Raw genomic sequence first — 25256 nt, 5'->3', positions numbered from 1 at the left:
CCCCATGATCCGCCCTCTCGCCCTCGCCCTCGCGGCACTTGCGCTTCCTCAGGGGGCGATGGCCGACGATTTCGATGCCGAACGCGTCAATGCGGTGATCGAACAGGCGAAGTTCGACGGCGACGTCGCCATCTCGACCCGCGTCGAGGACAGGGACTTCTACCGCTACGGCCATACCGGTCTGCTGCCCGAGCCCGCACGGTCCGACGCGGACGGTCTGACCTGGCGCTGGGCCTCGGTCACCAAGCAGATGATCGCGATCCTGGTGATGCAACAGGTGGAGCGCGGCACGATCGATCTCGACAAGCCGGTCGCGGCCTATCTCCCCGCCTTCGGCTCGGCCAATGCGGGCACCGCGACGATCCGCAACCTGCTCCAGCACCGCGCAGGCCTGCCCAACCCGGCTGACACGCCCGCTTTCCACGAGCCCGGCTTCACCGGCAGCCGCGACCCCATCACCGGATTCTGCGCCGGCCCCGTCACCGGCCCTGCGGGCGGCAACTGGGCCTACAACAATTGCGATTACATGGTGCTGGGCGCAGTCCTGCGAGCGGTGACCGGCGTCACGTGGGACAAGCTGTTCCTGCGCGACATCGCCGCACCGCTCGACCTCGACACCCCCGGCGCCTATCCGGGCGAGGCGTGGACACGCTGGGGCTTCATCGACGGCGAGCGCGAGCCGCAGATCGACCTTTCGACCTATGGCGCGTCGGCGGGCCTCTATGGGGGCTTGCGCGACATTATCGCCATCGACAACGCCCTGATGCGCGGGGAACTGCTGGGCCCTGCGGCGCTTGCCGAAATGTGGCGCGGCGATCCTGCGCTCGGCTACATGGCGCTCGGCCAGTGGGTGTTCGAGGTGCCGCTGAAGGGCTGCGCAGAACCTGTGAAAATCGTCGAGCGCCGCGGCGATATCGGCGCGGTGCAAGTGCGCAACTTCATCCTGCCCGACCGCAAGATCGCAGTCGTCGCCTTCTCGCAAGCCAAGCCTTTCGATTTCGGCGAGGTGTGGCAGGGCAGCGGCTTTGCCCACGATCTGCTCGCCGCCGCCGCCTGCCCGCAAGGAGCCTCATGACCCCCTCCCACCTGCGCCTCGGCGTCAACATCGACCACGTCGCCACCATCAGGAACGCGCGCGGCGGGGATCATCCCGATCCCGTTCGCGCGGCCGAGATCGTAGCGAGCGTCGGCGGCGACGGGATCACCGCGCACCTGCGCGAAGATCGCCGCCATATCCGCGACGAGGACTTGGCGCGCATCCAGGCGGCGACCGACCTGCCGCTGAACCTCGAAATGGCGGCGACGCCCGAGATGCTCGCCATCGCCCTGCGCCACAAGCCCCACGCTGCCTGCATCGTCCCCGAAAAGCGCGAGGAGCGCACCACCGAAGGCGGGCTCGACGCGGCGGGGATGCACAACACCCTCGTTCCAATCTGCGAGGAACTGCGCGCGGCGGGCATCCGTGTCTCGCTGTTCATCGAGGCGGACGAGCGGCAGTTGGACGCAGCGCTGCGCTTGGGCGCGCCGGTGGTGGAATTCCACACCGGCGAATATGCCCACGCCTTCCTCGATGGCGACGGCGAGCGCGTGACGCGCGAGCTGCGCCGCATCACCGACATGGCAGCGCTGGCCGCCAAGAACGGGATCGAGCCCCACGCGGGCCACGGCCTTACCTTCGACAACGTCCAGCCCATCGCCGCCATCCCGCAGATCGCGGAATTGAATATCGGCCACTATCTGATCGGCGAGGCGGTGTTCGTCGGCCTCGAAAACGCGATCCGCCGGATGCGCGAGCTGATGGACGAGGCGCGCTAACTTGGCCGAGCCCGACCTCCCCGCCCTGACCGGCGAACAGAAGCGCTGGGCCTTCGGCGCAGCGGCGCTGTTCCTGCTGGCGGTGGGCTTCCTCGGCTTTGCGCTCAATACCGGCGTGATGATGGTCTTCGCGGTCGGCTGGCTCGCGCTGATGATCTTCGGCTTCGTCGGCGCGATCCGCATCGCCAAGGGCGACTTCGCGCACCCGCTGTTCAAGGCGCAGGTGATGCTGCACGTGGTTGCGGTGGGGTTGCTGGTCGCGGTGGTGATAAGGGCGTTCAAATGATCATCGGCATGGGCTCCGACCTCTGCAATATCGAGCGGATCGCCAACTCCCTCGCGCGCTATGGCGAGCGGTTCGAGAACCGCGTGTTCACCGCGACCGAGATCGCCAAGGCGCGCCGCCGCCCCTTCACCATCGCGGGCACCTACGCCAAGCGCTTCGCCGCCAAGGAGGCCTTCTCCAAGGCCGTCGGCACCGGGTTCAAGCGCGGCGTCTTCATGAAGGACATCGGCGTCGTCAACGCTCCATCGGGCGCGCCGACCTTGATGCTCACCGGCGGGGCGGCTTTGCGGCTTGAAGAAATCTGCCCAAAAGGCCATGAGGCGCGCATTCACCTTACCCTCACTGACGATCACCCATGGGCACAGGCCTTCGTGATCATCGAAGCCATCCCCCTCCTCTAGGCCCTCCCCATGGCGACCATCGAAAGCCCGCAAGTGACCGACAGCGAAACCCCGGAAAAGATCAACTGGTTCGCCGAGATCCGCGGTCTTGCGCTGATGCTGCTCGCGGTGCTGGCGTTCCACAGCCTCGTCGCCAAGCCGTTCTACATCCCCTCGACCTCGATGATGCCGAACCTGTGGGTGGGCGACCGGCTGGTGGTGAGCAAGTATCCCTACGGCTGGTCCTGGGCCTCGGCGAGCTTCCACCTGCTTCCGCGCTCGAGCACCCGCATCTGGCCCGCCACCCCCGAATATGGCGACATCGTCATCCCCGTCCACCCCGAGCGCGACGAGGACTACATCAAGCGCGTGGTCGGCCGTCCGGGCGACACGATCGAGGTGCGCGACGGGCTGATCTACCTGAACGGCACGCCCATCAAGCGCGAGCAGCTTCCCTCCGTCCGCCTGCCGTTCGAGCCCGAGCTGATGTGCGCCGACGAGGGCGGCCAGCGCCCCTGCCTCGACAATTTCGAGCAGTTCCGCAAGACCGGCCCCGACGGCAAGGACTACTTCGACGTGCCCGCCTACCGCGAGACCTTCCCCAACGGCGCGACCTTCCTCACCATCGACTTCATCAACCAGGAGCTCGACAATTTCGGGCCCTACAAGGTGCCGGCCGACTCCGTCTTCGTGATGGGCGACAACCGCGACCTCAGCGCCGACAGCCGTGCGCCCTTGCCGCGCGGGCTCGGCGGCGCGGTGCCGCTCGCCAATATCGGCGGGCGCGCCGAGTTCATCACCTTCAGCCTCGACGGCTCGACAACCTGGAACCCGGCGAGCTGGTACACCAGCCTGCGCGGCGACCGGGCGTGGACTACCCTCAGGCCCGCCCTCGCGGAAGGCAAGGCGGCCAAGTAGACCGAAGGCGCCGCGCGAACCATGGCCCGCAAGTTCCTCTATTTCTTCGCCTTCTGCATTATCCTCGTGATCGCGGGCGCCTTCCTGCTGGCGCGCTTCCCGGCCGAGCTGACCCGGCTCGCGATGGTGCCCACGGCGGCCTTCACGCCGGTCACGCCGCTGCCCGCCAACGCCTATGAAGACCCCAAGCTGTGGTATTCGCGCCCCGGCATCGGCACGAGTGACCCGGCGCGCTGGCAGCCCGCCTATGCGGGCGACCGGGGCCTGCTCCCCACCCCCGCAGAGCCGAAGCAGCAATTCGCGGTCTTCTTCGTCCACCCCACCAGCTACGTGAACCGTGCGAGCTGGAACGCCCCGCTCGAAAACGGCGGCGATCCCGAGGCCGAGCGCATCGCCCGCATCTATCTGCGCGGCATGGCGAGCCCCTTCAACGCCGCCACCGAGATCTGGGCCCCGCGCTACCGTCAGGCGACCTTCGGCGCCTTCCTCACCGACGCGCCCGAGGGCAGACAAGCCATCGATGCCGCCTATGCCGACGTGCGCGAGGCGTTCCGCTTCTTCGTTTCTAGCGTCGACCCCAAGACGCCGATCGTCCTCGCGGGCCATTCGCAAGGGGCGCTGCATCTGAAGCGGCTGCTAGCGGAGGAAGTAAAGGGCACCCCCCTCGCCCAGCGGCTGGTCGCTGCCTATGTGGTAGGCTGGCCGGTCTCGCCGCTCCACGACCTCCCCGTCATGGGCACCCCCGCCTGCACCGCCGCCGACCAGACCGGGTGCGTGCTCGGCTGGTCGAGCTTCGGCGAACCTGCGGACCCTTCACTGGTGCTCGAGGCCTATGAAAGCGCCCCCGCGCTCGACGGCAAGCTGCCGGGCGCCGAGCCGATGCTCTGCACCAACCCGCTCACCGGCCTTACCGGCGGCACGGCGCCCGCGAGCGCCAACCTTGGGACGCTGGTGCCCGAGGAGACGCTGGAGAAGGGCACGCTCCAGCCCGGCCTCGTCCCCGCGACCTGCGACAAGCGCGGGTTGCTGCTGATCGGCCCGGCCCCCGAGATGGGCAGCTACGTGCTGCCGGGCAACAACTACCACGTCTACGATCTGCCGCTGTTCTGGGCGAACACCAAGGCGGACGTGGCGCGGCGGGTGGGCGCGTGGAAACCCGCCCGTTGATCTTCGAGGACGCCCGCGGCTTTGCCGAGGCGGTGGGCGAGACGGGCGGCGTCCTTCTCGGCCTCGACCTCGGCACCAAGACGCTCGGCACCGCGACCTGCGATGCGGGCTGGCGCTTCGCCACCAACGGCACCACCATTAGCCGAGGCAAGTGGGGCCGTGACCGAGAGACCCTCGGCCAGCTGATCCGCAGCCGCTCCGTCAAGGGCATCGTCCTCGGCCTCCCCCGCAACATGGACGGCACCGAGGGCCCGCGCGCGCAGGCCTCCCGCGCCTATGCCCGCAACATGGCCGAGGCCTTCGCGCTCCCCGTCCTGCTGTGGGACGAGCGCTGGTCGACCCAGGCCGCCGAGGCCGCAATGATCGGCCAGGACATGAGCCGCGCCAAACGCGCCGCCGCGATCGACAGCCATGCCGCTGCGGTGATCCTGCAGGGCGCGATCGACCGGCTGGCGGGGGGCGTGCTCTAGGTGGTCGAAGACGGCATCGGCGAGGTGATCGGCGATGTCGCCGAGGGTGCGATCGAGGCGCTCGGCGATTTCAGCTATTCGGCAAACAGCGGGCGACGACGGCGGCGGGGCTGCTGGCGGCTGTTCCTGATCGCGCTGGTGGTGGCGCTGATCGTGTGGGGCGTGGCAATGCTTGTCGGCTGACCTGCTGTCCCCCTCCCTTGAGGGAGGGGGAGACAAGAGTGCCCTCGCAATTCCGCCATTGCGCGCCGCCCGCCCCTCGCCCTATGCGCTCCCCCATGACCACACCCCCCACCCCCCGGTTCGACGCGCGCGAGGCCTCGAAGTGGTTCTTCCGCCACGGCCATACCGGCTGGCTGGGCCTCAGGTTCACCGAGCAGGGCGACAACTGGGTCGAATTGGAACTGCCCTGGCGCGAGGATCTGATCGGGGATTCGAGCCAGCACGTGCTCGCCTCGGGCCCGATCATCAGCCTGATGGACATGGCGAGCGGAATGGCGATCTGGCAGACGCGCGGCACCTTCCAGCCGGTCGCGACGCTCGATCTCAGGGTCGATTACCAGCGCCCCGCGCGCGAGCGGGCGAGCGTGCGGGGGCGCGTCGAATGCTACCGCATAACGCGCTCGGCCGCCTTCGTGCGCGGGATCGCCTATGACGAGAGCCCGGATGATCCGGTCGCGCACGTGGCAGGCTGCTTCATGACCATCGGCGCCGATCCGCGCGAGGCCAACCCGGCACTGAGGGGAGGCGGCAATGGCTGACCGGCTGGAGCTCCCCGCCTATGCCCGCTCGCTCGGTCTCGCCCTCACCGGCGGGGACGAGGGCGGGATGCCGGTGCTGACGGTCGATTTCGGCCCGATGGTCGAAGGCCGCCCGCAGCACTTCCACGGCGGGGCCACGGCAGGCCTGCTCGAGAACGCGGGCTACGCCGCGCTGCGCACCGCGCTGAACGCGGCGGGACGCGACCCGGTGCTGAAGCCGATCAACATCACCGTGCAATATCTGGCCGCGGGCAAATCGCAGGCGAGCTTCGCGGTGGGGCGCATCACCCGGCTGGGGCGGCGCAATGCCAATGTGACCGTGGAGGCGTGGCAGTCCGACCGCAGCCGCCCGATCGCGACGGCCGTGATGAACATCCTGATGGTCTGAAAGCATTTTCCTACACGGCCCGCGCCTGTCAGGGTCGCGGGTATGAAGGGTCGCATCGCCAATTTGACTGCTTCGAAGACGGCCTGCGCCGGGCAGCTTTTTCCGCCTCTGGACAGTGTCTCATTGTCTCCAACACGCCGCTGGATGAACGGCGCTACGGCGGCGGCGTGGGCGCGGGGGCAGGCCTGACGACCACTCCGCCCTCCTCGACCCGCACCTCGACCGGGACGCCGTCCTGCCGCAGCGAGACGCCGTTCTCGTCGACCTTGATGCTGGTGCCGTCCTGCCCGAGCGGGATCTCGCCCTCGATCACGTCGAGCGGCTGGACCGGGCCTTCGGGATCGGGGGTGTCCTCGGCCTGCGGCGCGGGCGCGGCCTCGATCTTGAGCGCCGAGAGCATGAAGTCGCGCCAGATGCGCGCCGGCAGGCTGCCGCCGGTGACGCCATTGAGGGGCGTGTTGTCGTCCTTGCCGATCCACACCCCGACCACCAGGTCGCCCGCATATCCGACGAACAGCGCGTCGCGGTAGTCCTGGGTGGTGCCGGTCTTGCCGAAATTGGCGATGGGGAGCGAGGCCCCCCGCCCCGTCCCGCGGTTGATCGCGGCGCGCAGCATCCCCTCGAGGTCCTCGTGGACGCCCGAGGACATCGACCTGGAGCCGGAGGTGATCCACTCCCACCAGCTGCGCTCGCCGCGCGGGAAGGCGTGGGGCTCGACCGGGTAGGCATTGGCGGCAATGCCGGCATAGGCCGCGGTGAGCTCCATCAGGGTCATCGAGGAGGTGCCGAGCGCGAGGCTGGGGTCGCCCTCGGTCATCGGCGCGGTGATGCCGAGGCGGCGCGCGGTGCGTATCACCTTGTCGCTCCCCACCGCCTGAAACAGCCGGAAGGCGGCGACATTGGAGGAGGAAGCGAAGGCGTCCTCCAGCGTGATCTGGGCGGAGTACTGCTCGCGCGCGTTCTTCGGGCGGTAAGACCCTTGCGTGATGGGGGTGTTGGGGATTGTGTCGTCGGGCTCCCAGCCTTCCTCGAGGGCGGTGAGGTAGACGAAGGTCTTGAAGGTCGAGCCCGGCAGGCGGCGGGCCTGGGTGACGCGGTTGAAGGGCGAGGCCTTGTAGTCGCGCCCGCCGACCATCGCCACGACCTCGCCGTTCTTGCGCATCGCGACCAGCGCGACCTGCGCACCGCCCAGCGGCGCACGCGCGACGATCCGGCTGGCGAGCGCCTGGAGCCGCGAATCGAGCGTGGTGGTGAGGGTCTGGGTCGAATAGCTCGCGTCCATCCCTTCGCGGGCGAGCGGCAGGGCCCAGTCGGCGAAGTAGGTGCCGGTCGGCAGGTTGTCGTCCCGCGTGCGCACGTCGATGCGCGGATCGGGCAGCGCCTTGGCCTCGGCGGGGGTGAGGTAGCCCTCGTCCACCATCGACTTGACGACGAGGTCCATGCGGGCCTTGGCCTTGTCGTAATGCTTGGTGGGGGCATAGCGCGAGGGCGCCTGAAGTAGCCCCGCGAGCATCGCCGCCTGCTCGGGCCTGAGCTTCTCCGGCTGGCGGTAGAAGTAGTGAAGCGAGGCGGCGCGCAGGCCGTACTGGTTGTCGCCGAAATAGGCGTTGGAGAGGTAGCGTTCGAGGATCTCGTCCTTGGTCAGCCAGCCCTCCAGCCACAGCGCGATCAGCGCCTCGCGCGCCTTGCGGGTGATGGATTGCTCGGGGGTGAGGAAGGTGAACTTGGCGAGCTGCTGGGTGATGGTCGAGCCGCCGCCATAGCCGGTCCACACCGCCCGGGCGATGCCGCGCGGGTCGATGCCCCAGTGGCTGTAGAACCGCCGGTCTTCGATCGCGATGAAGGCCTGGACCACGTGCGGCGGCAGGTCCTTGACCTTGACGGGGGCCTCGACGATCGCCCCCTGCCGCGCGATCGGCGTGCCGTCGCTCGCCAGCAGCGTCACCTGCGGCGGGGCGATGGGCTCGAGGCTCTTGGAGAGCGGCGCGGTGACGGTCAGCCAGCCGATCAGCAGGGCCAGCAGCGCGAAGGAGGCCATGATCCCCCGCCCCGTCCACCACAGCTTGCTCCGCTGCCGCCAGTAATCGCGCTGCCACCAGCGCAGGCGCTTCTTCTCGGTCGCGGCGAGCGCCTCGTCGACGCCCGCGAGCTTGGCGTCCCAGTCGTCATAGGCCGGGTCGGCCGACACGCGCGGGCGCGGGAGATCGTCGTCCTCGTCATCGAGGGGGCGCGTGCTCTCGTAGGTCGGGAAGAAGCCGTTGGTGGCGCCCGTCCCATCGGGAGCACCGGCGCGCGAGCCTTTCCAGAATCGGTCGAAGAACGCCATGGTGGAGGCTGTGTTACCAGCCTAGGACACTTGCCTGCAAGCGGTCAGAACGAATTGACGAGATTGGCATAGGCTTCGGGCTGATCGACCTCTTCGAGCATCAGCCGGGCGGGCTTCTTGCGGCAGCGCTTGACGAGCTTCAGCCACAAGGCCTCGCGCTGCGCCCGCGCCAGAAGCCGGTCCTCGCGGCTCGGTGTCGTGCCCTGCCGCATCGCCTCGATCGAGGTCAGCGAGGTATAGGCGTTATGGGGCCAGAACAGCTTGCGCGGTCCGGCATTGGCGGCGGTGAACCAGTCCCACTCGCGCACCAGATCGCCGCAGGTATAGGTCGCGATCCCGCCACCCGGGCTGTCGGCATCGTGGCGGGCATAGCTGCCTCGCACGTCAACGCTGCCTTCGACCTTGTTGCCGTCCTTGTCGGTCGCGGCGAAGTACCGAAGCGTCTCGGCGCGCGCCTTCACCGCGGCGTCGATCGCGGGCGACATGCTGCTTTCCTTGAGCGCGAGCGCGATCAGCTTGCCATCGGCACCCACGCGCGCGGTGTAGGTGGCGGTGCCGTTGTGGCCTTCGTCCTTGGCGGCCTGCGGAATGTCGACCGCTGCGATCCGCTGCGCCGAGGCCGGGCGCGGGTTGCGCTCGGGCGCCATCGGCACCGTGCGCGGCGGCGGTGGGGGCACGGCCAGCTGCGCGGCCAGCGGACTTGCCGCAAGACCCAGCAGCAGCAGCGCCCGCCGCATCGCCTAGCGCTTCTTCCCCGCGCCTTCCGGCAGATCCTCGCCGAACACGCGCTGATAGTATTCGGCCACCAGCGTGCGCTCGGCCTCGTCGCACTTGTTGAGGAAGCTGAGGCGGAAGGCGAAGCCGGTCGAGCCGAAGATCGCCGCGTTCTGCGCCCAGGTGATCACGGTGCGCGGGCTCATCACGGTCGAGATGTCGCCGTTCATGAAGCCCTGGCGGGTCAGTTCGGCAACCTTGACCATGTCGGCGATCAGCTTGTCGTCGGCCTGCGGGGTCTTCGACTTGACGATCTGCTGCTCCACATCGGGCTTCAGATAGTTGAGCGCGACGACAATGTTCCAGCGGTCCATCTGCGCCTGATTGATCGCCTGCGTGCCATGATAGAGGCCCGAGGTGTCGCCAAGGCCCACGGTGTTGGTGGTGGCGAAAAGGCGGAAGAACGGGTTGGGCGTGATGACGCGGTTCTGGTCGAGCAGCGTGAGGCGGCCATCGAATTCGAGCACGCGCTGGATCACGAACATCACGTCGGGGCGGCCCGCGTCATATTCGTCGAAGGTCAGCGCCACGGGGTGCTGGAGCGCCCAGGGCAGGATGCCTTCCTTGAACTCGGTCACCTGAAGCCCGTCCTTCAGCACGATCGCATCGCGCCCGACGAGGTCGATGCGGCTGATATGCGCGTCGAGGTTCACGCGGATGCTCGGCCAGTTGAGGCGCGCGGCGACCTGTTCGATGTGGGTCGACTTGCCCGTGCCGTGATAGCCCTGCACCATCACCCGGCGGTTGTGCGCGAAGCCTGCGAGGATCGCCAGCGTGGTGTCCGGATCGAAGACGTAAGCGCCGTCGGTCTCGGGCACGTGCTCGTCGCGTTGCGAGAAGGCGGGAACCTGCCAGTCGACATCGATGCCGAAGGTCTCGCGGACATCGATGGTGGTGTCGGGCTGGGTGGGCATGGCGCTGGCGCCGGAGGGGATCGTGGTCATTGCGGGCGGACGGTTAAACGGCATGGCGCGAGGCTGCAAGCGGTGGATTGACCAGCCTGCCTCGCAATTTGACGAGCGCGCCTTCCGTCCCCGCGGTTCACGCCTATATTCCTCCCATGCCCGATCCGGTAGAATCGCTGCGCCTGAAGCTGGTCTCGCAGGTGCGCGGGGTGTTTCACGACACCGCGAACGGCCAGCAGCCCACCCCGCCCTCGGACGAGGCGCTCTTCCCGCGCGATACGCCGATCCGGCAGGTGCACGCCGACATCGTCGGCATGATGACCGGCGGGGTGCGCGCGCTGCTGTTGCAGATGCTCCACCCCCATGCGCTGCAGGGCGTGCTCGACCATTCGAACTTCCGCGAGGACATGCACGGTCGCCTGCGGCGCACGGCGCGGTTCATCGCGGTGACGACCTTTGGCCACCGCGACGCGGCGATGCAGGCGATCGAGCGGGTGAACCGCATCCATGCCAAGTTTGGCGGCACCCTCCCCGACGGAACGGCCTACGAGGCGACCAATCCGCGCACCCTCGCCTGGGTTCACGTCACCGAGGCGCAGAGCTTCCTTGCGGGCTACATCCGCCATGTCCGCCCCGCGATGCCGGTCGCAGAGCAGGACGAATATTACCGCCAGTTCGCCGTCATCGCGCGCGCCCTCGGCGCCGATCCGGTGCCCGAGACGCGGGCGGAGGCCGACAGGATCTTCCGCGAGTTGCGCCGCGATCTTGCCACCTCTAAGGAAGCCCGCGAAGTCGCGCAGCTGGTGCTCAGCCAGCGCCCGCCGGGCACGCCGCTTGCCGTGCAGACGATGATCACCGCGGACGCCGTCGCGATGCTGCCCCCATGGGCCGCGGCGATGCTGAACCTCCAGCGCCCGGTGCTCGCCGCACTTCCCGCACGCGCCGCCACCTGGGGCATGGGCCGCACCTTGCGCTGGGCGTTCCGGCAGTCTTGAAGAGCGTCAGGGAGAGGACATAATGGCCGAATTCACCTTCTACACCGTCGCCATGAGTCGCGGGCAGATCTCACGCTGGGCGCTGCACGAGGCGGGCGCGGATTACGAGCACGTGGTGTTCGACTGGGCCACGCGCCCCGAAACCTACAAGCAGATCAACCCGATGAACAAGGTTCCTGCCCTGGTGCATCACCATTCCGGTAAGGATGGGGGCGGCCACGACCACGTCGTCACCGAATGCGCGGCGATCAACCACTACCTCGCCGAAACCCACCCCGACAAAGGCCTTCTGCCCGACGCACACGAGAAGGCCGCCTATTTCCGCTGGCTGTTCTTCGCCGCCGGGCCGCTGGAGCAGGCGGTGGTGGCGCAGGCGATGGGCTGGCAGGTGCCCGAGGGCAAGAGCGGCATGGCAGGCTTCGGCAGCTTCGAGCTGACGCTCGATGCGCTCGACCAGTGGCTCGCAGCCAACGACTTCATCGCGGGGAGCCGCTTCACTATGGCCGACACATATGTCGGCAGCCAGTTCGTCTGGGGCCTGCGCTTCGGCTCGATCCCCGAGCGACCCGCTTTCCGCGCCTATGTCGAGCGCATCACCCAGCGCCCCGCCTATTCGCAAGCGAACGGGATCGACGCCGCGATCATCAAGGCGGCGCAGGAGCAGGCGGGATGATCCTCTACGGCCACCCCTTCTCGTCCTACACCTGGAAGGCCGCCATCGCGCTCGATGAGAAGGGGCTGGCTTACGACTTCCGTCAGGTCGGCCCGAATTATCCCGAGCACGCGTCCGAGCTTGCCGCGCTCTGGCCGCTGGGCAAGTTCCCGGTGATCGACGACGGCGGCAAGGCGGTGGCCGAAAGCTCGATCATCATCGAGCACCTCGATCTCCATCACCCCGGCCCGCGCCTGATCCCGGCCGATCCCGTCGCTGCGCTCGCGGTGCGCTTCATGGACCGGGTGTTCGACAATCACGTGATGGCGGGCATGCAGGCGATCGTGAGCGAGCATCTGCCCTTCGTCACGCCGACGCCCGACCCGTCGCGGGTCGACCGCGCCAAGGCGGCGCTCGATACGGTCTATGCGTGGCTCGAAGCGAACCTGCCCGAAGCGCAATGGGCCTGCGGCGAGGACTTCACCATGGCCGATTGCGCCGCCGCGCCAGCGCTGTTCTACGCCGACTGGACGCACCCCATCGCCGAGACGCACGCGCGCCTTCGCGCCTATCGCGCACGGCTGCTGGCGCGCCCCTCGGTCGCCCGCGCGGTCGACGGGGCGCGGCCCTATCGCCATTTCTGGCCACTCGGGCCCGCGCCCGAGCGCGACTGACATTCTGCCGGAGACCCGCATCCCATGCCCGCCGTGACCGTCCGTCCCGCCACCGCTGCCGACGTGCCGGAGTGGTCCGCAATGCGCGCGGACCTGTGGCCCGATGACGACGCCGCCGCCCATGCCGGGGAGATTGCCGACACCTTCCTCTCCGGCGACCCCGACCAGATCGCCTTCGTCGCCGAGGGCGATGGCGGCGCGCTGCTGGGCTTCGTCGAAGCGAGCATCCGGCGCGACTATGTCGACGGGTGCGACACCTCGCCCGTGGCCTTTGGCGAGGGCGCCTTCATCGTCCCCGAAATGCGCGGCACCGGCGTGGGCCGTGCGCTGGTGGAGGCGGTGGCCGAATGGGGCCGCGCCAAGGGCTGCACAGAGCTGGCCTCCAACGCCCTCCTTGAAAACACCGCCAGCCATGCCTTCCACGAGGCCGTGGGATTCGAAGAGACCGAGCGGGTCGTGTTCTTCCGCCGGATGCTGTGACACCTCAGGCGAAGGCGGCGCTTTTCTTCAGCACCTGATAGGCATCGACCACAGCCGTGAGCTGCGCCTCGTGCGCGCGGTCGCCGCCGTTGCGGTCGGGGTGGTAGCGGCGGACGAGTTCGGAATAGCGGCGGCGCAGGCGTGTGCGGTCGGTATCGGAGCCCAACCCCATGACTTCGAGCGCGGCTGCTTCTTCCTTGGAGAACCGCCCCGACATCGCCGCCTTCGCCTCGCGCTCGGCGCGCGACTTTATGCCGCGCGCGCGGGCGCTGATCGCGTCCAAGGGATCGGCATAGTCGGCCCAGCGCGGGCCGTCCGAAATGCCGGCCGTGGGGCGGAACACCCTGCTTTCGGTCTGCCAGCCCGCAATCGGCGACTGCGCGCGTAAAATCTCCTCGGCGCTCATGCCTTCGAACCAGTCATATCCGGCGTTGAATTCGCGCACGTGATCGAGGCAGAACCAGCGCCACTCGCCCGGCCCGTCGAATCCGTGCGGCCGCCGCCCGGGCGCGCGGAATTCGCCCGCCTCGCGGCAGCCGGGGGCTTCGCAAGTCCGCCCGGGGCTCTCGACGCGGCCGTGGAATCGTGGTGAAGGCATAAGGGTGCTGAATGGCGATTGCGACCCCAAGTTCCAAGACCCAACCGGCCCGGCAAGCTTGCAAAGAAGGAAAGATCCGATGTCCGTCGCCGAGGAAATGCATGCGCTCCTGACCCAGGCCTTCGCGCCCACACGGCTCGCGATCATCAACGACTCCGCCAAGCACTCGGGCCACATGGGCGACGACGGCTCGGGCGAATCGCACTTCACGATCGAGATCGAGGCGGCCGCGTTCGCCCCGATGAACCGCCTCGCCCGCCAACGCGCGGTGATCGCGGCGCTGGGCGATATCGTCGGGCAGCGGGTCCATGCGGTGGCGATCAAGGCGAGCGTGCCGGAGGCGTAAGGTGGCGCTCAATCCCGACCTGCGCCTGCGGCGTGCGGCGCGGATCATCGTGCTTGATGCCGAGACCCGCGCGCTGATGTTCCGCTTCGACGTGCCGGGCCGCCCGCCCTTCTGGGTGACGGCGGGGGGCGAGTGCGATCCCGGCGAGAGCTTCGAGGACGCGGCGCGGCGCGAGCTCTTCGAGGAGACCGGCATCACCGCCGACCCTGGCCCCGAGATCGCGCGGATGACCCCCGAATTCGTCACGGTCGAAGGCGAGCCGGTGCAGGCCGACGAGCGCTTCTTTCTTGTTCGCGTGTCGCAAGCGAAGGTCGACACGGCAGGGCATACCGAACTCGAACGCAAGGTGATGACGCAGCACCGCTGGTTCACGCTCGACGAGCTGGAAAACTGGCACGAAGCCGTGTTCCCGGTAGAGCTTGCCGCCATGATCCGGTCTACAATCGCAACCTGATTGCGCCCCGCCTGCCTGCCCGCTACTTCTCGCCAAAAGGGAGAGAGACATGGATTTTGCAGGCAAGGTGGCTTGGATCACCGGCGCATCTTCGGGCATCGGCGCGGCGCTCGCGCGCGGGTTGGCGGAGCGGGGGGCGCATGTGGTGCTCTCGGGCCGCGATGCGGCGCGGCTTGAGGAGGTTGCGGCGGATTGCGGCGAAAGCCTAATCCTTGCCTTCGAAGTGCGCGACGAGGCCGCTCTGGCTGACGCAACCGCCAAGGCCATCGCGTGGAAGGGCGGCGTCGACATTGCCGTTGCCAATGCCGGCATCTCGCAGCGCAGCCGCGCCTTGAAGACCTCGATGCAGGTCTACCGCGACATCATCGAGGTCGACCTGCTCGCCCAGATCGCCTTCACGCAAGGGCTGATCGGCCACATGGCGACACGCGGATCGGGTGCGCTCGGGTTCATTTCCTCGGTCGCGGGCAAGGTCGGGGTGCCGATGCGCACGGCTTACTCGGCCGCCAAGTTCGGGCTGGCGGGCTATGCCGACGCGCTGCGGGCCGAGCTGTCGATCAACGGCGTGTCGGTCCACACCATCTACCCCGGCTCGGTCGCGACCAATGTGTCGCGGAATGCGCTCAACGCCGACGGCACCCAGCGCGGCCGCTCCGACAAGGCGATCGACGAGGGCATCCCCGCCGACGTCGCCGCGCGCCAGATGCTCGACGCCATCGCGGCAGGGACGCGCGAGATCATCGTTGCCGAGGGCATGGAATTGGCCATGGGCGAGATGCGCCGCACCCCCGATGCCCTGTTCGATCAGGTCGCGGGCATGGTCGCCAAGGGCTACATGGACAAGCTGGAGCAGCAGTGATGTTTGACCTGAAGCGCGTGCATCTGCCCAATGGCATTCACCTCGACATCGTCGACGAAGGCCCGGTCGATGCCCCGGTGCTGATTTTCCTGCATGGCTTCCCGGAGAGCCACCGGACGTGGCGCCACCAGATCCGCCATTTCTCCGACCGCTACCGCTGCATTGCGCCCGACCAGCGCGGCTATCGCGGGTCGTCGAAGCCGCAAGCGGTCGAGGCCTATGCCCCGGCCAACCTGATCGGCGACATTTTCCTCCTCGCCGACACGCTGGGGATCACGCATTTCACCATTGTCGGCCACGACTGGGGCGGCGCGATTGCCTGGGGGGTGGCGCTGGGCGGCCAGCACGCGCGGGTGAACAAGGCGATCATCGCCAATGCGCCGCACCCGGTGACCTTCCAGAAGCTGCTCTACACCCACCCCGGCCAGCGCGCGGCGAGCCAGTATATCCGCGGCTTCCGCGACCCCGCCAACGACGCGCTGGTGAAGGAGCACGGCCTCACCGGACTGCTGCTGAAGGAAGTGAAGTGGGATCGCCCCAGCGCAATGGAGCCCGAGGAGCGCGACCAGCTCCTCCTCGACTGGCAGAACCGCGATGCCGCCTTCGGGATGCTCAACTACTACCGCGCGAGCCCGATCGACGTGCCGGAGATGGATGCACCGTTCGAAATCCCCGCCGGATGGACCCCGCCTGCCCTGCCCAAGCTGACCATCCCGACGCTGGTGATCTGGGCGCTCGACGACCTCGCCCTGCCGCCCGAGAACCTCGACGGGCTGGAGGAGATCATCGCCCCGCTCACCATCGTGCGGGTGCCGGACTGCGGGCACTTCGTCCCGTGGGAAGCGCCGGAGGCGGTGAACGCGGCGATGGAGGCCTTTCTGGAGGGCTAGCCGGCGAGCCACTCCACCCAAGCCCCGTGCGGGTGGGCGTGAGACAGCAGATGCTCCTCGCCCCGATGCGCCTCCCCGTCCCACAGGCGCACGCGCAATTCGTGGCGGAAGGTGGCTGGATCGGTCTCCAGCGCGATCCAGCCGAGCGGAATTTCGGGAGTCGCAGCAGCGCCCTCGGCCTCGAAGGCGGCGGTGATGCGGGCCTGTGTGGCGGCGGGCATGTATTGCCACATGATCGAATGGAACATCACTCGCGCTGTCCCCGGCTCGCGGGGGCGCGCCAGCATGGCGGCGGCGAAATCGCCCGCATCGGCCGCGACCAGATCGGGCGGCTGCTGACCCGCCAGCGCAATTGCCGCATCGATCCGCGCCATGCGCTCGGCAGCGTCAGGCCAGACATAGGCCTTGAGGCGCAGCGCCGCATCGGGATCGGCAAGGTTGATCGGAGCGATGTCGCAGCCCTTGACGCCGGTGATCGCGAAGCCCGCAGGCGGCGCGGGCGGCGGCGACCCACGCCAATCGGGCACAATCCGCATCGGCGACGCCTCTGGCCCGACTTCGGTCGCCCCAAGGCGGAAGAAATAGCGGTCGATCATGGTGTTGACCCCTGCACTTGCGCCCAGCTCGAACAGGTCGAACCGGGGGACTCGCACCCGCTGCGCCAGCCACAACAGCCCCGCCATGATGCTGGCAGAGCGCCCCGCCTCGTTGGTCTGCGGCGGACCGTCGAGCCACGGTGCCAGCCGCGCGTCGAAGCGGTGCGCAAGGTCAAGCACCAGCGCGTCCACCTCGGCCTGATCGGTGACCGCCCCAGAATAGACCGCGCCCAGCCGCTCGTCCGCGCCGGTCAGCACCAGATGGTGAAAGCCGCCCGCGATCCTGAGCGGCATCGCGTCCTTGAGCGTCAGGCCCTGCCAACCCGCGATCCGCCGCCCGGTCGCGGTATCACTCGCCCGCACGCCTGCCAGCGCGCGGATCACGCGGGCCGTGGCGGGCGCGCCGTTCTCCTCGGCATGGCGGGCCTGCCATTCGAGCGCGGCGGTAAAGTCTTCCAGACCCATGATTCCCGCCTCGCTCGCCGCCATTCCCATTGCCCTTTTCCCGTCCGACCCTTAAGTGCGCCCCCGATCATGAACACCTTCGGCCTTCCCGACAATATCGGACAGCTCACCTTCGCTGTCCCCAAGGGGCGCATCCTCGACGAGGCGCTGCCCGTCATGGCGCGCGCCGGGCTGGAGCCCGATGCCGACTTCCACAATCCCAAGAGCCGCGCGCTCGCCTTTGCCACCACCCGGCCCGACATGCGCCTTATCCGCGTGCGCGCCTTCGATGTCGCGACCTTCGTCGCCCACGGCGCGGCGCAGGTGGGGATCGTCGGCTCGGACGTGATCGAGGAATTCGACTACGCCGACCTCTACGCGCCGGTCGATCTCGGCATCGGGCTGTGCCGCTTGTCCGTGGCGCGGATGGCGTCGGACACCGAAGACGCCGCCAGCGTCAGCCACCTGCGGGTCGCGACGAAGTATCCCAGCCTCACCCGCCGCCATTTCGAGGCGGCAGGCGTGCAGGCCGAATGCGTCAAGCTGAACGGCGCGATGGAGCTTGCGCCTTCGCTGGGTCTCGCCCGCCAGATCGTCGACCTTGTCTCCACCGGCACCACCTTGCGCGAAAACGGGCTGGTCGAAACGGCCACGATCCTCGAGATTTCCGCGCGCCTGATCGTCAACCGCACCGCCTTGAAGACCGATCGCCGGGTCGCCGCGTTGGTCGATGCCTTCCGCCGCGAGGCCGAGGAACGCGCGATGAAAGCCGCCGCCGCATGACCGTGAAACTGCTCTCCACGCTCGATCCCGATTTCGAGAAGCGCTTCGCCGGCATCGTCAACGCGCGGCGCGAGGCCGACAGTGAAGTCGCGGGGCAGGTTGCGGGCATCCTTCAGGCGGTCAAGGGCCGCGGGGATGCGGCGCTTGTGGAATACACCCAGCGCTTCGACGGCTATGCGCTGGTCGATGACAGCGACTGGGTGATTACCCGCGAGCGGTGCGCGCAGGCCTATGACGAGCTTGCGCCCGATCTGCGCGAGGCGCTCGAACTCGCCGCCGCGCGAATCCGCGCCTATCACGAGGCGCAGCTGCCGGCCAACCGCGACTACGTGGACGCGGTGGGCGTCAGGCTCGGCGCGATCTGGCGAGCGGTGGATGCGGCGGGGCTCTATGTGCCGGGCGGGCGGGCGGCCTATCCCTCCTCGCTGCTGATGAACGCCATTCCGGCGCGCGTGGCGGGCGTGGAGCGGCTGGTGGTCGTCACCCCGACGCCCAAGGGCCAGTCGAACCCGATGGTCCTCGCCGCCGCGCATATCGCTGGCGTGGACGAGATCTGGCGCGTCGGCGGCGCGCAGGCGGTGGGCGCGCTTGCCTATGGCACGCAGCGGATCAAGCCCGTCGACGTGATCACCGGCCCCGGCAATGCCTGGGTGGCCGAGGCCAAGCGTCAGCTCTACGGCGTCGTGGGCATCGACATGGTCGCCGGGCCTTCGGAAATCCTCGTGATCGCCGATGGCAGGAACGATCCCGACTGGATCGCCGCCGACCTCCTCTCGCAAGCCGAACATGACCCGACCTCGCAGTCGATCCTCATCACCGACGATGCGGGCTTCGCGCGGCAGGTGGAGGATTGCATCGACTTGCAGATCGGCCTGCTTTCGACCGCCAAGACGGCGCGTGCCAGCTGGGACGCGCACGGGGTGATGATCGTGGTCAACGATCTGCTCGCCGAGGCCCCTGCGCTCGCCAACCGCCTCGCCGCCGAACACGTCGAGATCGCGGTGGACGATCCCGAGCCCTACCTCGGCGCGATCCGCCATGCCGGAAGCATCTTCCTCGGCCGGATGACGCCCGAGGCGGTGGGCGATTATGTCGCGGGGCCGAACCACGTGCTGCCCACGGGTCGCCGCGCGCGCTTTTCGAGCGGGCTCTCGGTGCTCGATTTCATGAAGCGCACCAGCTTTCTGGGGCTCGATGCGGCGTCCTTCGCTGCGATCGGCCCCGCCGCTGCCACCCTCGCCCATGCCGAGGGGCTGCCCGCCCACGCCAAGTCCGTGGAACTGAGGATCAGATGAACCACCCCGCCCGCTCCAAGGCCCGCTCGGCCGCGCGTCTTGCCGCCGTGCAGGCGCTGTATCAGCAGCAGATGGAGGGCACCGCGATCGCCCGGCTGCTCGACGAGTTCCACCAGCACCGGCTGGGCCGCACGATCGACGAGGACGCCTTCGACGCGGCCGAATATGCCGAGGCCGAAGTGCCGTTCTTCGACGATGTCGTGCGCGGGGTCGATGCCCGCCGCGACGAGATCGACGCGGCTGTCGCCAGCAAGCTCGCCAGCGGCTGGAGCCTCGCGCGGCTCGACAAGACTATGCTCCAGATCCTGCGCGCCGGAACCTACGAGCTGCTCGCCCGCGCCGACGTGCCCGCTCCGGTGGCGATCAACGAATATGTCGAGGTCGCCAAGGCCTTCTTCGACGACGGGCAGGCCAAGTTCGTCAACGGCATCCTCGATGCGGTGGCCAAGGACGCGCGGTAAGCCCTCAAGTCCCTCCCCGTTCCGCAGGAATGGGGAGGTGGCCGCGCGTCAGCGCGGTCGGAGGGGTTTAGCCCCTTCACCTTACCCCTCCGTCAGCCCTGCGGGCTGCCACCTCCCCATTGCTGCGCAACGGGGAGGGACTCAAAGATGAACGAGCCCGACTTCATCGCCGCCCTGCGCGCCCTGCCGCTCCACCCGGGCGCGCGTGGGCTGATGGACGATTGCGCGGTGATCGACCTCGGCAGCGAAACCCTCGTCGTCACCCACGACATGATGGCCGAGGGCACCCACTTCCGCGCCGATGCAGACATGGCCGATGTGGCGTGGAAGCTGGTCGCGACCAATCTGTCGGACCTTGCAGCGAAGGGCGCGGAGCCGGTGGGGGTGCTGCTCGGGCATACGCTGGGACACGATGATGCGCGGTTTCTCGAGGGGCTGCGCGAGTCGCTGGAAGCCTTCGATACCCCGCTGCTGGGCGGCGACACGATTGCTGCCGCAGGCCCGCGCGCCCTCGGCCTGACGGCCATCGGGCGGGCGACGTTCACTCCGGTTCCGGCGCGGAGCGGCGCGCGGGCGGGTGACGGGGTCTGGATCACCGGACCCGTGGGCCGCGCGATGCTCGGTTTCGAAGGCGCACCCGAACACCTTGCCGCTTTCGACCGCCCCTGCCCCCGCCTAGCCCAGGGCCGCGCGCTCGCTCCTCACGTCACCGCGATGATGGACGTCTCGGACGGGCTGCTGCTCGACGCCTTCCGCTTGGCCGAGGCGAGCGGAGTGACCCTCGCGCTTGAGCCGCAGGCGATACCCGTCGCCGACCCGGCGCAGCTCCAAAAATGCATCCGCTGGGGCGATGATTACGAGTTGCTGTTCACCGCGCGGCCCGCCGCCGCGCTGCCCGTCCCCGCGCACCGCATCGGCACCGTCGCCCCCCGCGGCCCCGCGCCGCTGCTGCTCGGCGAGACCGCGCTCGGCGATCCCGCGAGCCTCGGCTACCGCCACGGCTGAACGCGCGCCCGCGCCCCCTCTGCGCCCCACGCCCCCTCACTAATTTGCGCAAAGCGGCGCAAAACCGGTCTTGGCACTCGCGGGCGGACTTGCCAGCCCCCGGCAAGCCCCTATGACTGTGCGCCTCGCGCCCGAGGGATCACGAAAGAGGCGCGTGCGCCCCCGCAAGGGGGAAGCAACATAAGACGAGAGGGGATTGCTCGTGAATCTATTGCTCATTTCGATTGGGCTGGGGGTGCTTGCCATTGTCTATGGCATCGTCACCAGCTCGCAGGTGCTCAGTGCGAGCCCCGGCAATGCGCGGATGCAGGAGATTGCCGCCGCCATTCAGGAAGGCGCTCAGGCCTACCTCAACCGCCAGTATTCGACGATCGCCATCGTCGGCGTGGTCGTGGCGGCGATCGTCGCCTTCGCGCTCGGGACGACGGCGGTGATCGGCTTCGTCACCGGCGCGGTGCTTTCGGGCGTGGCGGGCTATATCGGCATGAATATCTCGGTGCGCTCGAACGTGCGCACGGCGCAGGCCGCCTCCGAGGGACTTCAGGCCGGTCTCACCCTCGCCTTCCGCGCGGGCGCGATCACCGGGATGCTGGTGGCGGGGCTTGCCCTGCTCGCGATTGCGGTGTTCTTCGCGGTGATGATCGGGCCGATGGGCCTCAGCCCCTCGAGCCGTATGGTGATCGACGGGCTCGTCGGCCTTGCCTTCGGCGCCTCGCTTATCTCGATCTTCGCGCGTCTGGGCGGGGGCATCTTCACCAAGGCGGCGGACGTCGGCGCGGACCTTGTCGGCAAGGTCGAGGCGGGCATCCCCGAGGATGATCCGCGCAACCCCGCCGTGATCGCGGACAACGTCGGCGACAATGTCGGCGACTGCGCGGGCATGGCCGCCGACCTGTTCGAAACCTACGTCGTCACCGTCGGCGCCACCATGGTGCTGACCGCACTGCTGCTCACCGGCCTCGGCGATCTGCTGCTGCCGATGATGGCGCTGCCGCTGCTGATCGGGGGCGTGTGCATCGTCACCTCGATCCTCGGTACCTATTTCGTGCGCTTGGGCGGCGGGGCCAACGTGATGGGGGCCATGTACAAGGGCTTCATCGTCACCGCGGTGACCTCGATCCCGGCGATCTACGCGGTGATGACCTACGCGCTGGGCGACATGAACACACCGCTCAACGGCGATGCGACAAGCGCGACCACGCTCGGCTTCACTGGCATGGATCTGTTCCTGTGCGCCCTGCTCGGCCTTGCCATCACCGGCCTCATCATCTGGATCACCGAGTATTACACCGGCACAAAGTATCGTCCGGTGCGCTCGATCGCCAAGGCCTCGGAAACCGGCCACGGCACCAACGTGATCCAGGGCCTCGCGATCAGCCTCGAGGCGACCGCGCTGCCGACGCTGGTGATCGTGGCGGGCATCATCATCGCCTATGGCCTCGCCGGGCTGATGGGGATCGCCTATGCGGCGACCGCGATGCTGGCGCTGGCGGGGATGGTCGTGGCGCTCGACGCCTACGGGCCGGTCACCGACAACGCGGGCGGGATCGCCGAGATGTCGGGTCTGGACGACAGCGTTCGCGAAAAGACCGACCTGCTCGACGCGGTGGGCAACACCACCAAGGCCGTGACCAAGGGCTATGCGATCGGTTCGGCGGGCCTCGGCGCGCTGGTGCTGTTCGCGGCCTACACCACCGACCTTCGGACCTTCTTCCCGAATGTCGAGGTGGACTTCAGCCTCGAGAACCCCTTCGTGATCGTCGGCCTCTTGCTGGGCGCATTGCTCCCCTACCTGTTTGGAGCGATGGGCATGACCGCGGTGGGCCGTGCGGCGGGCGACGTGGTGGTGGACGTGCGCGAGCAGTTCCGCACCAATCCGGGGATCATGGCGGGCACCTCCAAGCCCGACTATGCCCGCACCGTCGACCTCGTGACGAAGGCCGCGATCAAGGAGATGATCATCCCCTCGCTGCTGCCGGTGCTGGCGCCGGTGGTGGTGTACTTCGTGATTACCGCCATCGCGGGCCAAGCCAACGGCTTTGCGGCATTGGGCGCACTGCTGCTGGGCGTGATCGTGGGCGGGCTGTTCGTCGCGCTCTCGATGACCGCAGGCGGCGGGGCGTGGGACAACGCCAAGAAGTACATCGAGGACGGCAACCACGGCGGCAAGGGCAGTGAAGCCCACAAGGCCGCGGTGACGGGCGACACGGTCGGCGATCCCTACAAGGACACCGCCGGGCCTGCCGTGAACCCGATGATCAAGATCACCAACATCGTCGCGCTGCTGCTGCTGGCGGCGCTGGCGCACGCGGCGGTGTAATCCGCCCCAGTCGGTGAAATCCTTAACCCCGCCGGGCGCGATCCCGGCGGGGTTTATCTTTGCCCGAAGCCCTGTCCCCCCATCGGACAGCCGCCGCCCGCGCTGAGGCTTTCTTAATCGCCCTGTGCCATCAACCTGCATGAATGCGCAGATATGCGCGGCAAGTCGGGGTTAACGGGCATGGACATGGGGTCGGCGAAGAGCTTTCGCACCCGCGCGCGGCAGCCGGCCGCCGGGGGCGAGTTGCGCCTGCTGACCCTCGTCGAACTGGAAGAGCCTTCCGTCCTCGCCGCATGGGAGCGCCTCGTCGCCCGCGCGGCCGAGCCCAATCCCTTTTTCGAGCCCTGGTATCTCCTCCCGAGCCTGCGACAGTGGGGCGAGGGTGTCAGGGTGAAGGCGTGGTTACACGACGGCAGGCTCGCCGGGTTGATGCCGGTGGCAAGGCCTGCGCGCTATTACGGCCACCCGCTCACCCATGCGAGCGTCTGGCTCCACGCCAATGCCTTCTGCGGCGTGCCGCTGGTGGCAGCGGGGCTGGAGGAGACATTCTGGGAAGCCCTCCTCGCCCATTTCGACCGCCGTGCCGCCCGCGCGCTGTTTCTGCACCTGCCGCAGATGCCCGCCGAGGGCCCGGTTGTCGCCGCGCTGACCCGCGTCCTCGCCCGCTCGGGGCGGATGCACTACGTCGCCGCGCAGGAGGCCCGCGCGATGCTGACCGGCGAGACCTCGGCCGCCGCCTATCTCGAAGCCTCGATGAGCGCCAAGAAACGCAAGGAACTGCGCCGCCAGCACACCCGCTTGGCCGAGGAAGGCTCACTGACCTTCGAGCGGCTGGAGGGCCGCGACGGCGTGGCCGAATGGACCGCCGAATTCCTCGCGCTGGAGGCCGCCGGATGGAAGGGCGAGGCAGGCTCCGCCCTCGCCTCAGCCCCTGACACCCGCGCGCTGTTCGAGGCCGCGCTGGCGGGCGCGGCGGCAGCGGGGCGGCTCGAACGACTGGCCTTGCGGCTCGACGGGCGCGCCATCGCCATGCTCGCCAACTTCATCACCGCGCCCGGCGCCTACAGCTACAAGACCGCCTTCGACGAGGCCTATGCGCGCTTCTCTCCGGGGATGCTGCTGCAACTGGAGAACCTCGCCCTGCTGGAACGCGAAGGCATCGCATGGGCCGATAGCTGCGCGGTCGAGGGCCACCCGATGATCGAGCGCCTGTGGCGCGACGCGCGGCGGATGGTCAGCCTCAACATCGCCATCGGCGGCCCCGCCCGCCGCACCGCCTTCCGCCTGCTCAAGGCCTACGAGACCCGCCCGAGGTGCCAGCAATGAACGCCCCCGCCCACTTCACCGATGCCCTGCCCCAGACCGTGTTCGACGCCCCCGCGCGCGCGAAATTCGCGCGGCACTATCCCGAACAGCCGCATATCCTCCGGCACGGCCTCACCAGCCACCCCTTGCTCGAGATCGAGGCGCTGGCGGCGCTCGCCGAACAGCTCCCGCTCACCAGCGTCGAATACAACCGCGGCGATCTCCCCATCGGGGTCGACGGGAAGCCCGGCCCCAATGGCCTGACCATCGCCGAGACCATCCGCAAGGTGGCCGAGGCGGAGAGCTGGGCAGTGCTCAAGAATATCGAGCAGGTGCCCGCCTACGAGGCGCTGCTGATGGGCCTGCTCGAGGAAATCCGCCCCGAGATCGAGGCGGCGACCGGCGCGATGCTCAACCCGCAGGGCTTCATCTTCATCTCGAGCCCCGGGGCGGTCACACCCTACCACTTCGATCCCGAGCACAACATCCTGCTCCAGATCCGGGGCAGCAAGGTGATGACCCAGTTCCCGGCAGGCGACACCCGCTTCGTGCCCGACGAGTTCCACGAGACCTACCATTCGGGCGGCCCGCGCGAATTGAAGTGGGACGATGCGATGCTCCCCCACGGCTCCGAGTTCCCGATCGGCCCCGGCGAGGCACTGTTCGTGCCGGTGATGGCCCCCCATTTCGTGAAGAACGGCTCGGCGCCCTCGGTCTCGCTTTCGATCACCTGGCGCAGCGAATGGTCCTATCGCGAGAGCGAGGCGCGCACCCTCAACGCAATCCTGCGCGCGAAGGGCTTCAAGCCCAAGGCGCCGGGGCGCTTCCCGCACCAGAACTACGTGAAGTCCTTTGCCTACCGCGTGCTGCGGAAGCTGGGATTGACGGGCGCGTAAACCGCACGCATGG

At 68.6% G+C, this 25256-nt stretch carries 30 protein-coding genes; 25 read left to right on the top strand and 5 right to left on the bottom strand.

The window, feature by feature from the left end:
• Positions 1–4 precede the first annotated feature (4 nt).
• The 10 genes from PFX90_RS08520 to PFX90_RS08475 all read left to right on the top strand — a co-directional run bounded on the left by PFX90_RS08520 (position 5) and on the right by PFX90_RS08475 (position 6185).
• On the top strand, positions 5–1075 hold the full coding sequence (locus tag PFX90_RS08520; protein WP_285711983.1) for a serine hydrolase domain-containing protein: 1071 nt from the start codon (positions 5–7) through the stop codon (positions 1073–1075).
• Positions 1072–1815 (top strand): pyridoxine 5'-phosphate synthase, encoded by a 744-nt coding sequence (locus PFX90_RS08515; RefSeq protein ID WP_285711982.1) that lies wholly within the window; start codon positions 1072–1074, stop codon positions 1813–1815. Before PFX90_RS08520 ends, PFX90_RS08515 begins: the two co-directional genes overlap by 4 nt.
• A gap of 1 nt (position 1816) precedes the next feature.
• Complete coding sequence (locus tag PFX90_RS08510) at positions 1817–2101, top strand: pyridoxal phosphate biosynthetic protein (RefSeq protein WP_285711981.1); 285 nt, start codon at positions 1817–1819, stop codon at positions 2099–2101.
• Complete coding sequence (gene acpS, locus PFX90_RS08505) at positions 2098–2502, top strand: holo-ACP synthase (RefSeq protein WP_285711980.1); 405 nt, start codon at positions 2098–2100, stop codon at positions 2500–2502. The genes PFX90_RS08510 and acpS overlap by 4 nt, the downstream gene beginning before the upstream one ends.
• Positions 2503–2511: 9 nt before the next feature.
• On the top strand, positions 2512–3399 hold the full coding sequence (gene lepB / locus PFX90_RS08500) for a signal peptidase I (protein ID WP_285711979.1): 888 nt from the start codon (positions 2512–2514) through the stop codon (positions 3397–3399).
• Between the two features lie 21 nt (positions 3400–3420).
• A complete protein-coding gene (locus tag PFX90_RS08495; protein ID WP_285711978.1) occupies positions 3421–4566 on the top strand; it encodes a DUF3089 domain-containing protein in 1146 nt (381 codons plus the stop codon).
• Positions 4548–5036: a Holliday junction resolvase RuvX gene (gene ruvX / locus PFX90_RS08490; protein ID WP_285711977.1), complete on the top strand. Its 489-nt coding sequence runs from the start codon at positions 4548–4550 to the stop codon at positions 5034–5036. The genes PFX90_RS08495 and ruvX overlap by 19 nt, the downstream gene beginning before the upstream one ends.
• Entirely contained in the window at positions 5037–5219 is a 183-nt protein-coding gene (locus PFX90_RS08485; protein WP_285711976.1) for a hypothetical protein, read from the top strand. It begins immediately after the preceding gene.
• Positions 5220–5314: 95 nt separating this feature from the next.
• Positions 5315–5797 carry a PaaI family thioesterase gene (locus tag PFX90_RS08480; RefSeq protein ID WP_285711975.1) on the top strand — a complete coding sequence of 161 codons (483 nt, stop codon included), beginning with the start codon at positions 5315–5317 and terminating at the stop codon, positions 5795–5797.
• Positions 5790–6185, top strand: coding sequence for a PaaI family thioesterase (locus PFX90_RS08475; RefSeq protein WP_285711974.1), 396 nt, complete (start codon positions 5790–5792; stop codon positions 6183–6185). Before PFX90_RS08480 ends, PFX90_RS08475 begins: the two co-directional genes overlap by 8 nt.
• A 154-nt stretch (positions 6186–6339) precedes the next feature.
• On the opposite strand, the gene PFX90_RS08470 is transcribed toward PFX90_RS08475, so the two are convergent.
• Genes PFX90_RS08470 through cobS form a run of 3 tightly spaced genes read right to left on the bottom strand, consistent with a single transcriptional unit; the run spans position 6340 to position 10229 of the window.
• On the bottom strand, positions 6340–8511 hold the full coding sequence (locus tag PFX90_RS08470; RefSeq protein WP_285711973.1) for a transglycosylase domain-containing protein: 2172 nt from the start codon (positions 8509–8511) through the stop codon (positions 6340–6342).
• 44 nt (positions 8512–8555) lie between these two features.
• On the bottom strand, positions 8556–9248 hold the full coding sequence (locus PFX90_RS08465; protein ID WP_285711972.1) for a TonB family protein: 693 nt from the start codon (positions 9246–9248) through the stop codon (positions 8556–8558).
• 3 nt (positions 9249–9251) lie between these two features.
• Positions 9252–10229 (bottom strand): cobaltochelatase subunit CobS, encoded by a 978-nt coding sequence (gene cobS / locus PFX90_RS08460; protein WP_285711971.1) that lies wholly within the window; start codon positions 10227–10229, stop codon positions 9252–9254.
• 116 nt (positions 10230–10345) lie between these two features.
• Here cobS and PFX90_RS08455 point away from each other — a divergent pair, with 116 nt between their 5' ends.
• The 4 genes from PFX90_RS08455 to aac(6') are packed head-to-tail and all read left to right on the top strand — an operon-like array spanning position 10346 to position 12991.
• Positions 10346–11185 carry an oxygenase MpaB family protein gene (locus PFX90_RS08455; RefSeq protein ID WP_285711970.1) on the top strand — a complete coding sequence of 280 codons (840 nt, stop codon included), beginning with the start codon at positions 10346–10348 and terminating at the stop codon, positions 11183–11185.
• Between the two features lie 22 nt (positions 11186–11207).
• Complete coding sequence (locus PFX90_RS08450; protein WP_285711969.1) at positions 11208–11858, top strand: glutathione S-transferase family protein; 651 nt, start codon at positions 11208–11210, stop codon at positions 11856–11858.
• Complete coding sequence (locus PFX90_RS08445) at positions 11855–12511, top strand: glutathione S-transferase family protein (RefSeq protein ID WP_285711968.1); 657 nt, start codon at positions 11855–11857, stop codon at positions 12509–12511. The genes PFX90_RS08450 and PFX90_RS08445 overlap by 4 nt, the downstream gene beginning before the upstream one ends.
• Positions 12512–12535: 24 nt before the next feature.
• The gene (aac(6'), locus tag PFX90_RS08440) at positions 12536–12991 is read left to right on the top strand and encodes an aminoglycoside 6'-N-acetyltransferase (RefSeq protein ID WP_285711967.1); all 456 of its coding nucleotides are present in this window, start codon (positions 12536–12538) and stop codon (positions 12989–12991) included.
• Between the two features lie 4 nt (positions 12992–12995).
• On the opposite strand, the gene PFX90_RS08435 is transcribed toward aac(6'), so the two are convergent.
• On the bottom strand, positions 12996–13589 hold the full coding sequence (locus tag PFX90_RS08435; protein WP_285711966.1) for a J domain-containing protein: 594 nt from the start codon (positions 13587–13589) through the stop codon (positions 12996–12998).
• A 79-nt stretch (positions 13590–13668) separates the two neighbouring features.
• Here PFX90_RS08435 and PFX90_RS08430 point away from each other — a divergent pair, with 79 nt between their 5' ends.
• Genes PFX90_RS08430 through PFX90_RS08415 form a run of 4 tightly spaced genes read left to right on the top strand, consistent with a single transcriptional unit; the run spans position 13669 to position 16138 of the window.
• Complete coding sequence (locus tag PFX90_RS08430; RefSeq protein WP_285711965.1) at positions 13669–13935, top strand: BolA family protein; 267 nt, start codon at positions 13669–13671, stop codon at positions 13933–13935.
• Position 13936: 1 nt separating this feature from the next.
• Positions 13937–14389 carry an NUDIX hydrolase gene (locus PFX90_RS08425; protein ID WP_285711964.1) on the top strand — a complete coding sequence of 151 codons (453 nt, stop codon included), beginning with the start codon at positions 13937–13939 and terminating at the stop codon, positions 14387–14389.
• Positions 14390–14438: 49 nt separating this feature from the next.
• Positions 14439–15248 carry an SDR family NAD(P)-dependent oxidoreductase gene (locus PFX90_RS08420; protein WP_285711963.1) on the top strand — a complete coding sequence of 270 codons (810 nt, stop codon included), beginning with the start codon at positions 14439–14441 and terminating at the stop codon, positions 15246–15248.
• Complete coding sequence (locus PFX90_RS08415) at positions 15248–16138, top strand: alpha/beta fold hydrolase (protein WP_285711962.1); 891 nt, start codon at positions 15248–15250, stop codon at positions 16136–16138. Before PFX90_RS08420 ends, PFX90_RS08415 begins: the two co-directional genes overlap by 1 nt.
• On the opposite strand, the gene PFX90_RS08410 is transcribed toward PFX90_RS08415, so the two are convergent.
• Positions 16135–17199, bottom strand: a complete 1065-nt coding sequence (locus tag PFX90_RS08410) for a DUF2332 domain-containing protein (RefSeq protein ID WP_285711961.1) — start codon at positions 17197–17199, stop codon at positions 16135–16137. The two genes, PFX90_RS08415 and PFX90_RS08410, sit on opposite strands and share 4 nt — an antisense overlap.
• 69 nt (positions 17200–17268) lie before the next feature.
• On the opposite strand from PFX90_RS08410, the gene hisG reads away from it, so the two are divergent.
• From hisG to PFX90_RS08375, 7 genes are all read left to right on the top strand, one after another.
• The gene (gene hisG / locus PFX90_RS08405; RefSeq protein ID WP_285711960.1) at positions 17269–17961 is read left to right on the top strand and encodes an ATP phosphoribosyltransferase; all 693 of its coding nucleotides are present in this window, start codon (positions 17269–17271) and stop codon (positions 17959–17961) included.
• Between the two features lie 2 nt (positions 17962–17963).
• On the top strand, positions 17964–19256 hold the full coding sequence (gene hisD / locus PFX90_RS08400; protein WP_285712057.1) for a histidinol dehydrogenase: 1293 nt from the start codon (positions 17964–17966) through the stop codon (positions 19254–19256).
• A complete protein-coding gene (gene nusB / locus PFX90_RS08395; protein WP_285711959.1) occupies positions 19253–19717 on the top strand; it encodes a transcription antitermination factor NusB in 465 nt (154 codons plus the stop codon). The genes hisD and nusB overlap by 4 nt, the downstream gene beginning before the upstream one ends.
• 147 nt (positions 19718–19864) lie before the next feature.
• The gene (gene thiL / locus PFX90_RS08390) at positions 19865–20722 is read left to right on the top strand and encodes a thiamine-phosphate kinase (RefSeq protein ID WP_285711958.1); all 858 of its coding nucleotides are present in this window, start codon (positions 19865–19867) and stop codon (positions 20720–20722) included.
• Positions 20723–20924: 202 nt separating this feature from the next.
• Positions 20925–23042: a sodium-translocating pyrophosphatase gene (locus PFX90_RS08385; RefSeq protein WP_285711957.1), complete on the top strand. Its 2118-nt coding sequence runs from the start codon at positions 20925–20927 to the stop codon at positions 23040–23042.
• A 180-nt stretch (positions 23043–23222) separates the two neighbouring features.
• Positions 23223–24368, top strand: coding sequence for a GNAT family N-acetyltransferase (locus PFX90_RS08380; protein WP_285711956.1), 1146 nt, complete (start codon positions 23223–23225; stop codon positions 24366–24368).
• Positions 24365–25243: a cupin-like domain-containing protein gene (locus PFX90_RS08375; RefSeq protein ID WP_285711955.1), complete on the top strand. Its 879-nt coding sequence runs from the start codon at positions 24365–24367 to the stop codon at positions 25241–25243. Before PFX90_RS08380 ends, PFX90_RS08375 begins: the two co-directional genes overlap by 4 nt.
• The last annotated feature ends 13 nt before the right edge of the window (positions 25244–25256 follow it).

This window comes from Erythrobacter oryzae, assembly GCF_030271515.1.
GTDB lineage: Bacteria > Pseudomonadota > Alphaproteobacteria > Sphingomonadales > Sphingomonadaceae > Erythrobacter > Erythrobacter oryzae.
This window is presented reverse-complemented; position numbering and strand designations above follow the sequence as displayed.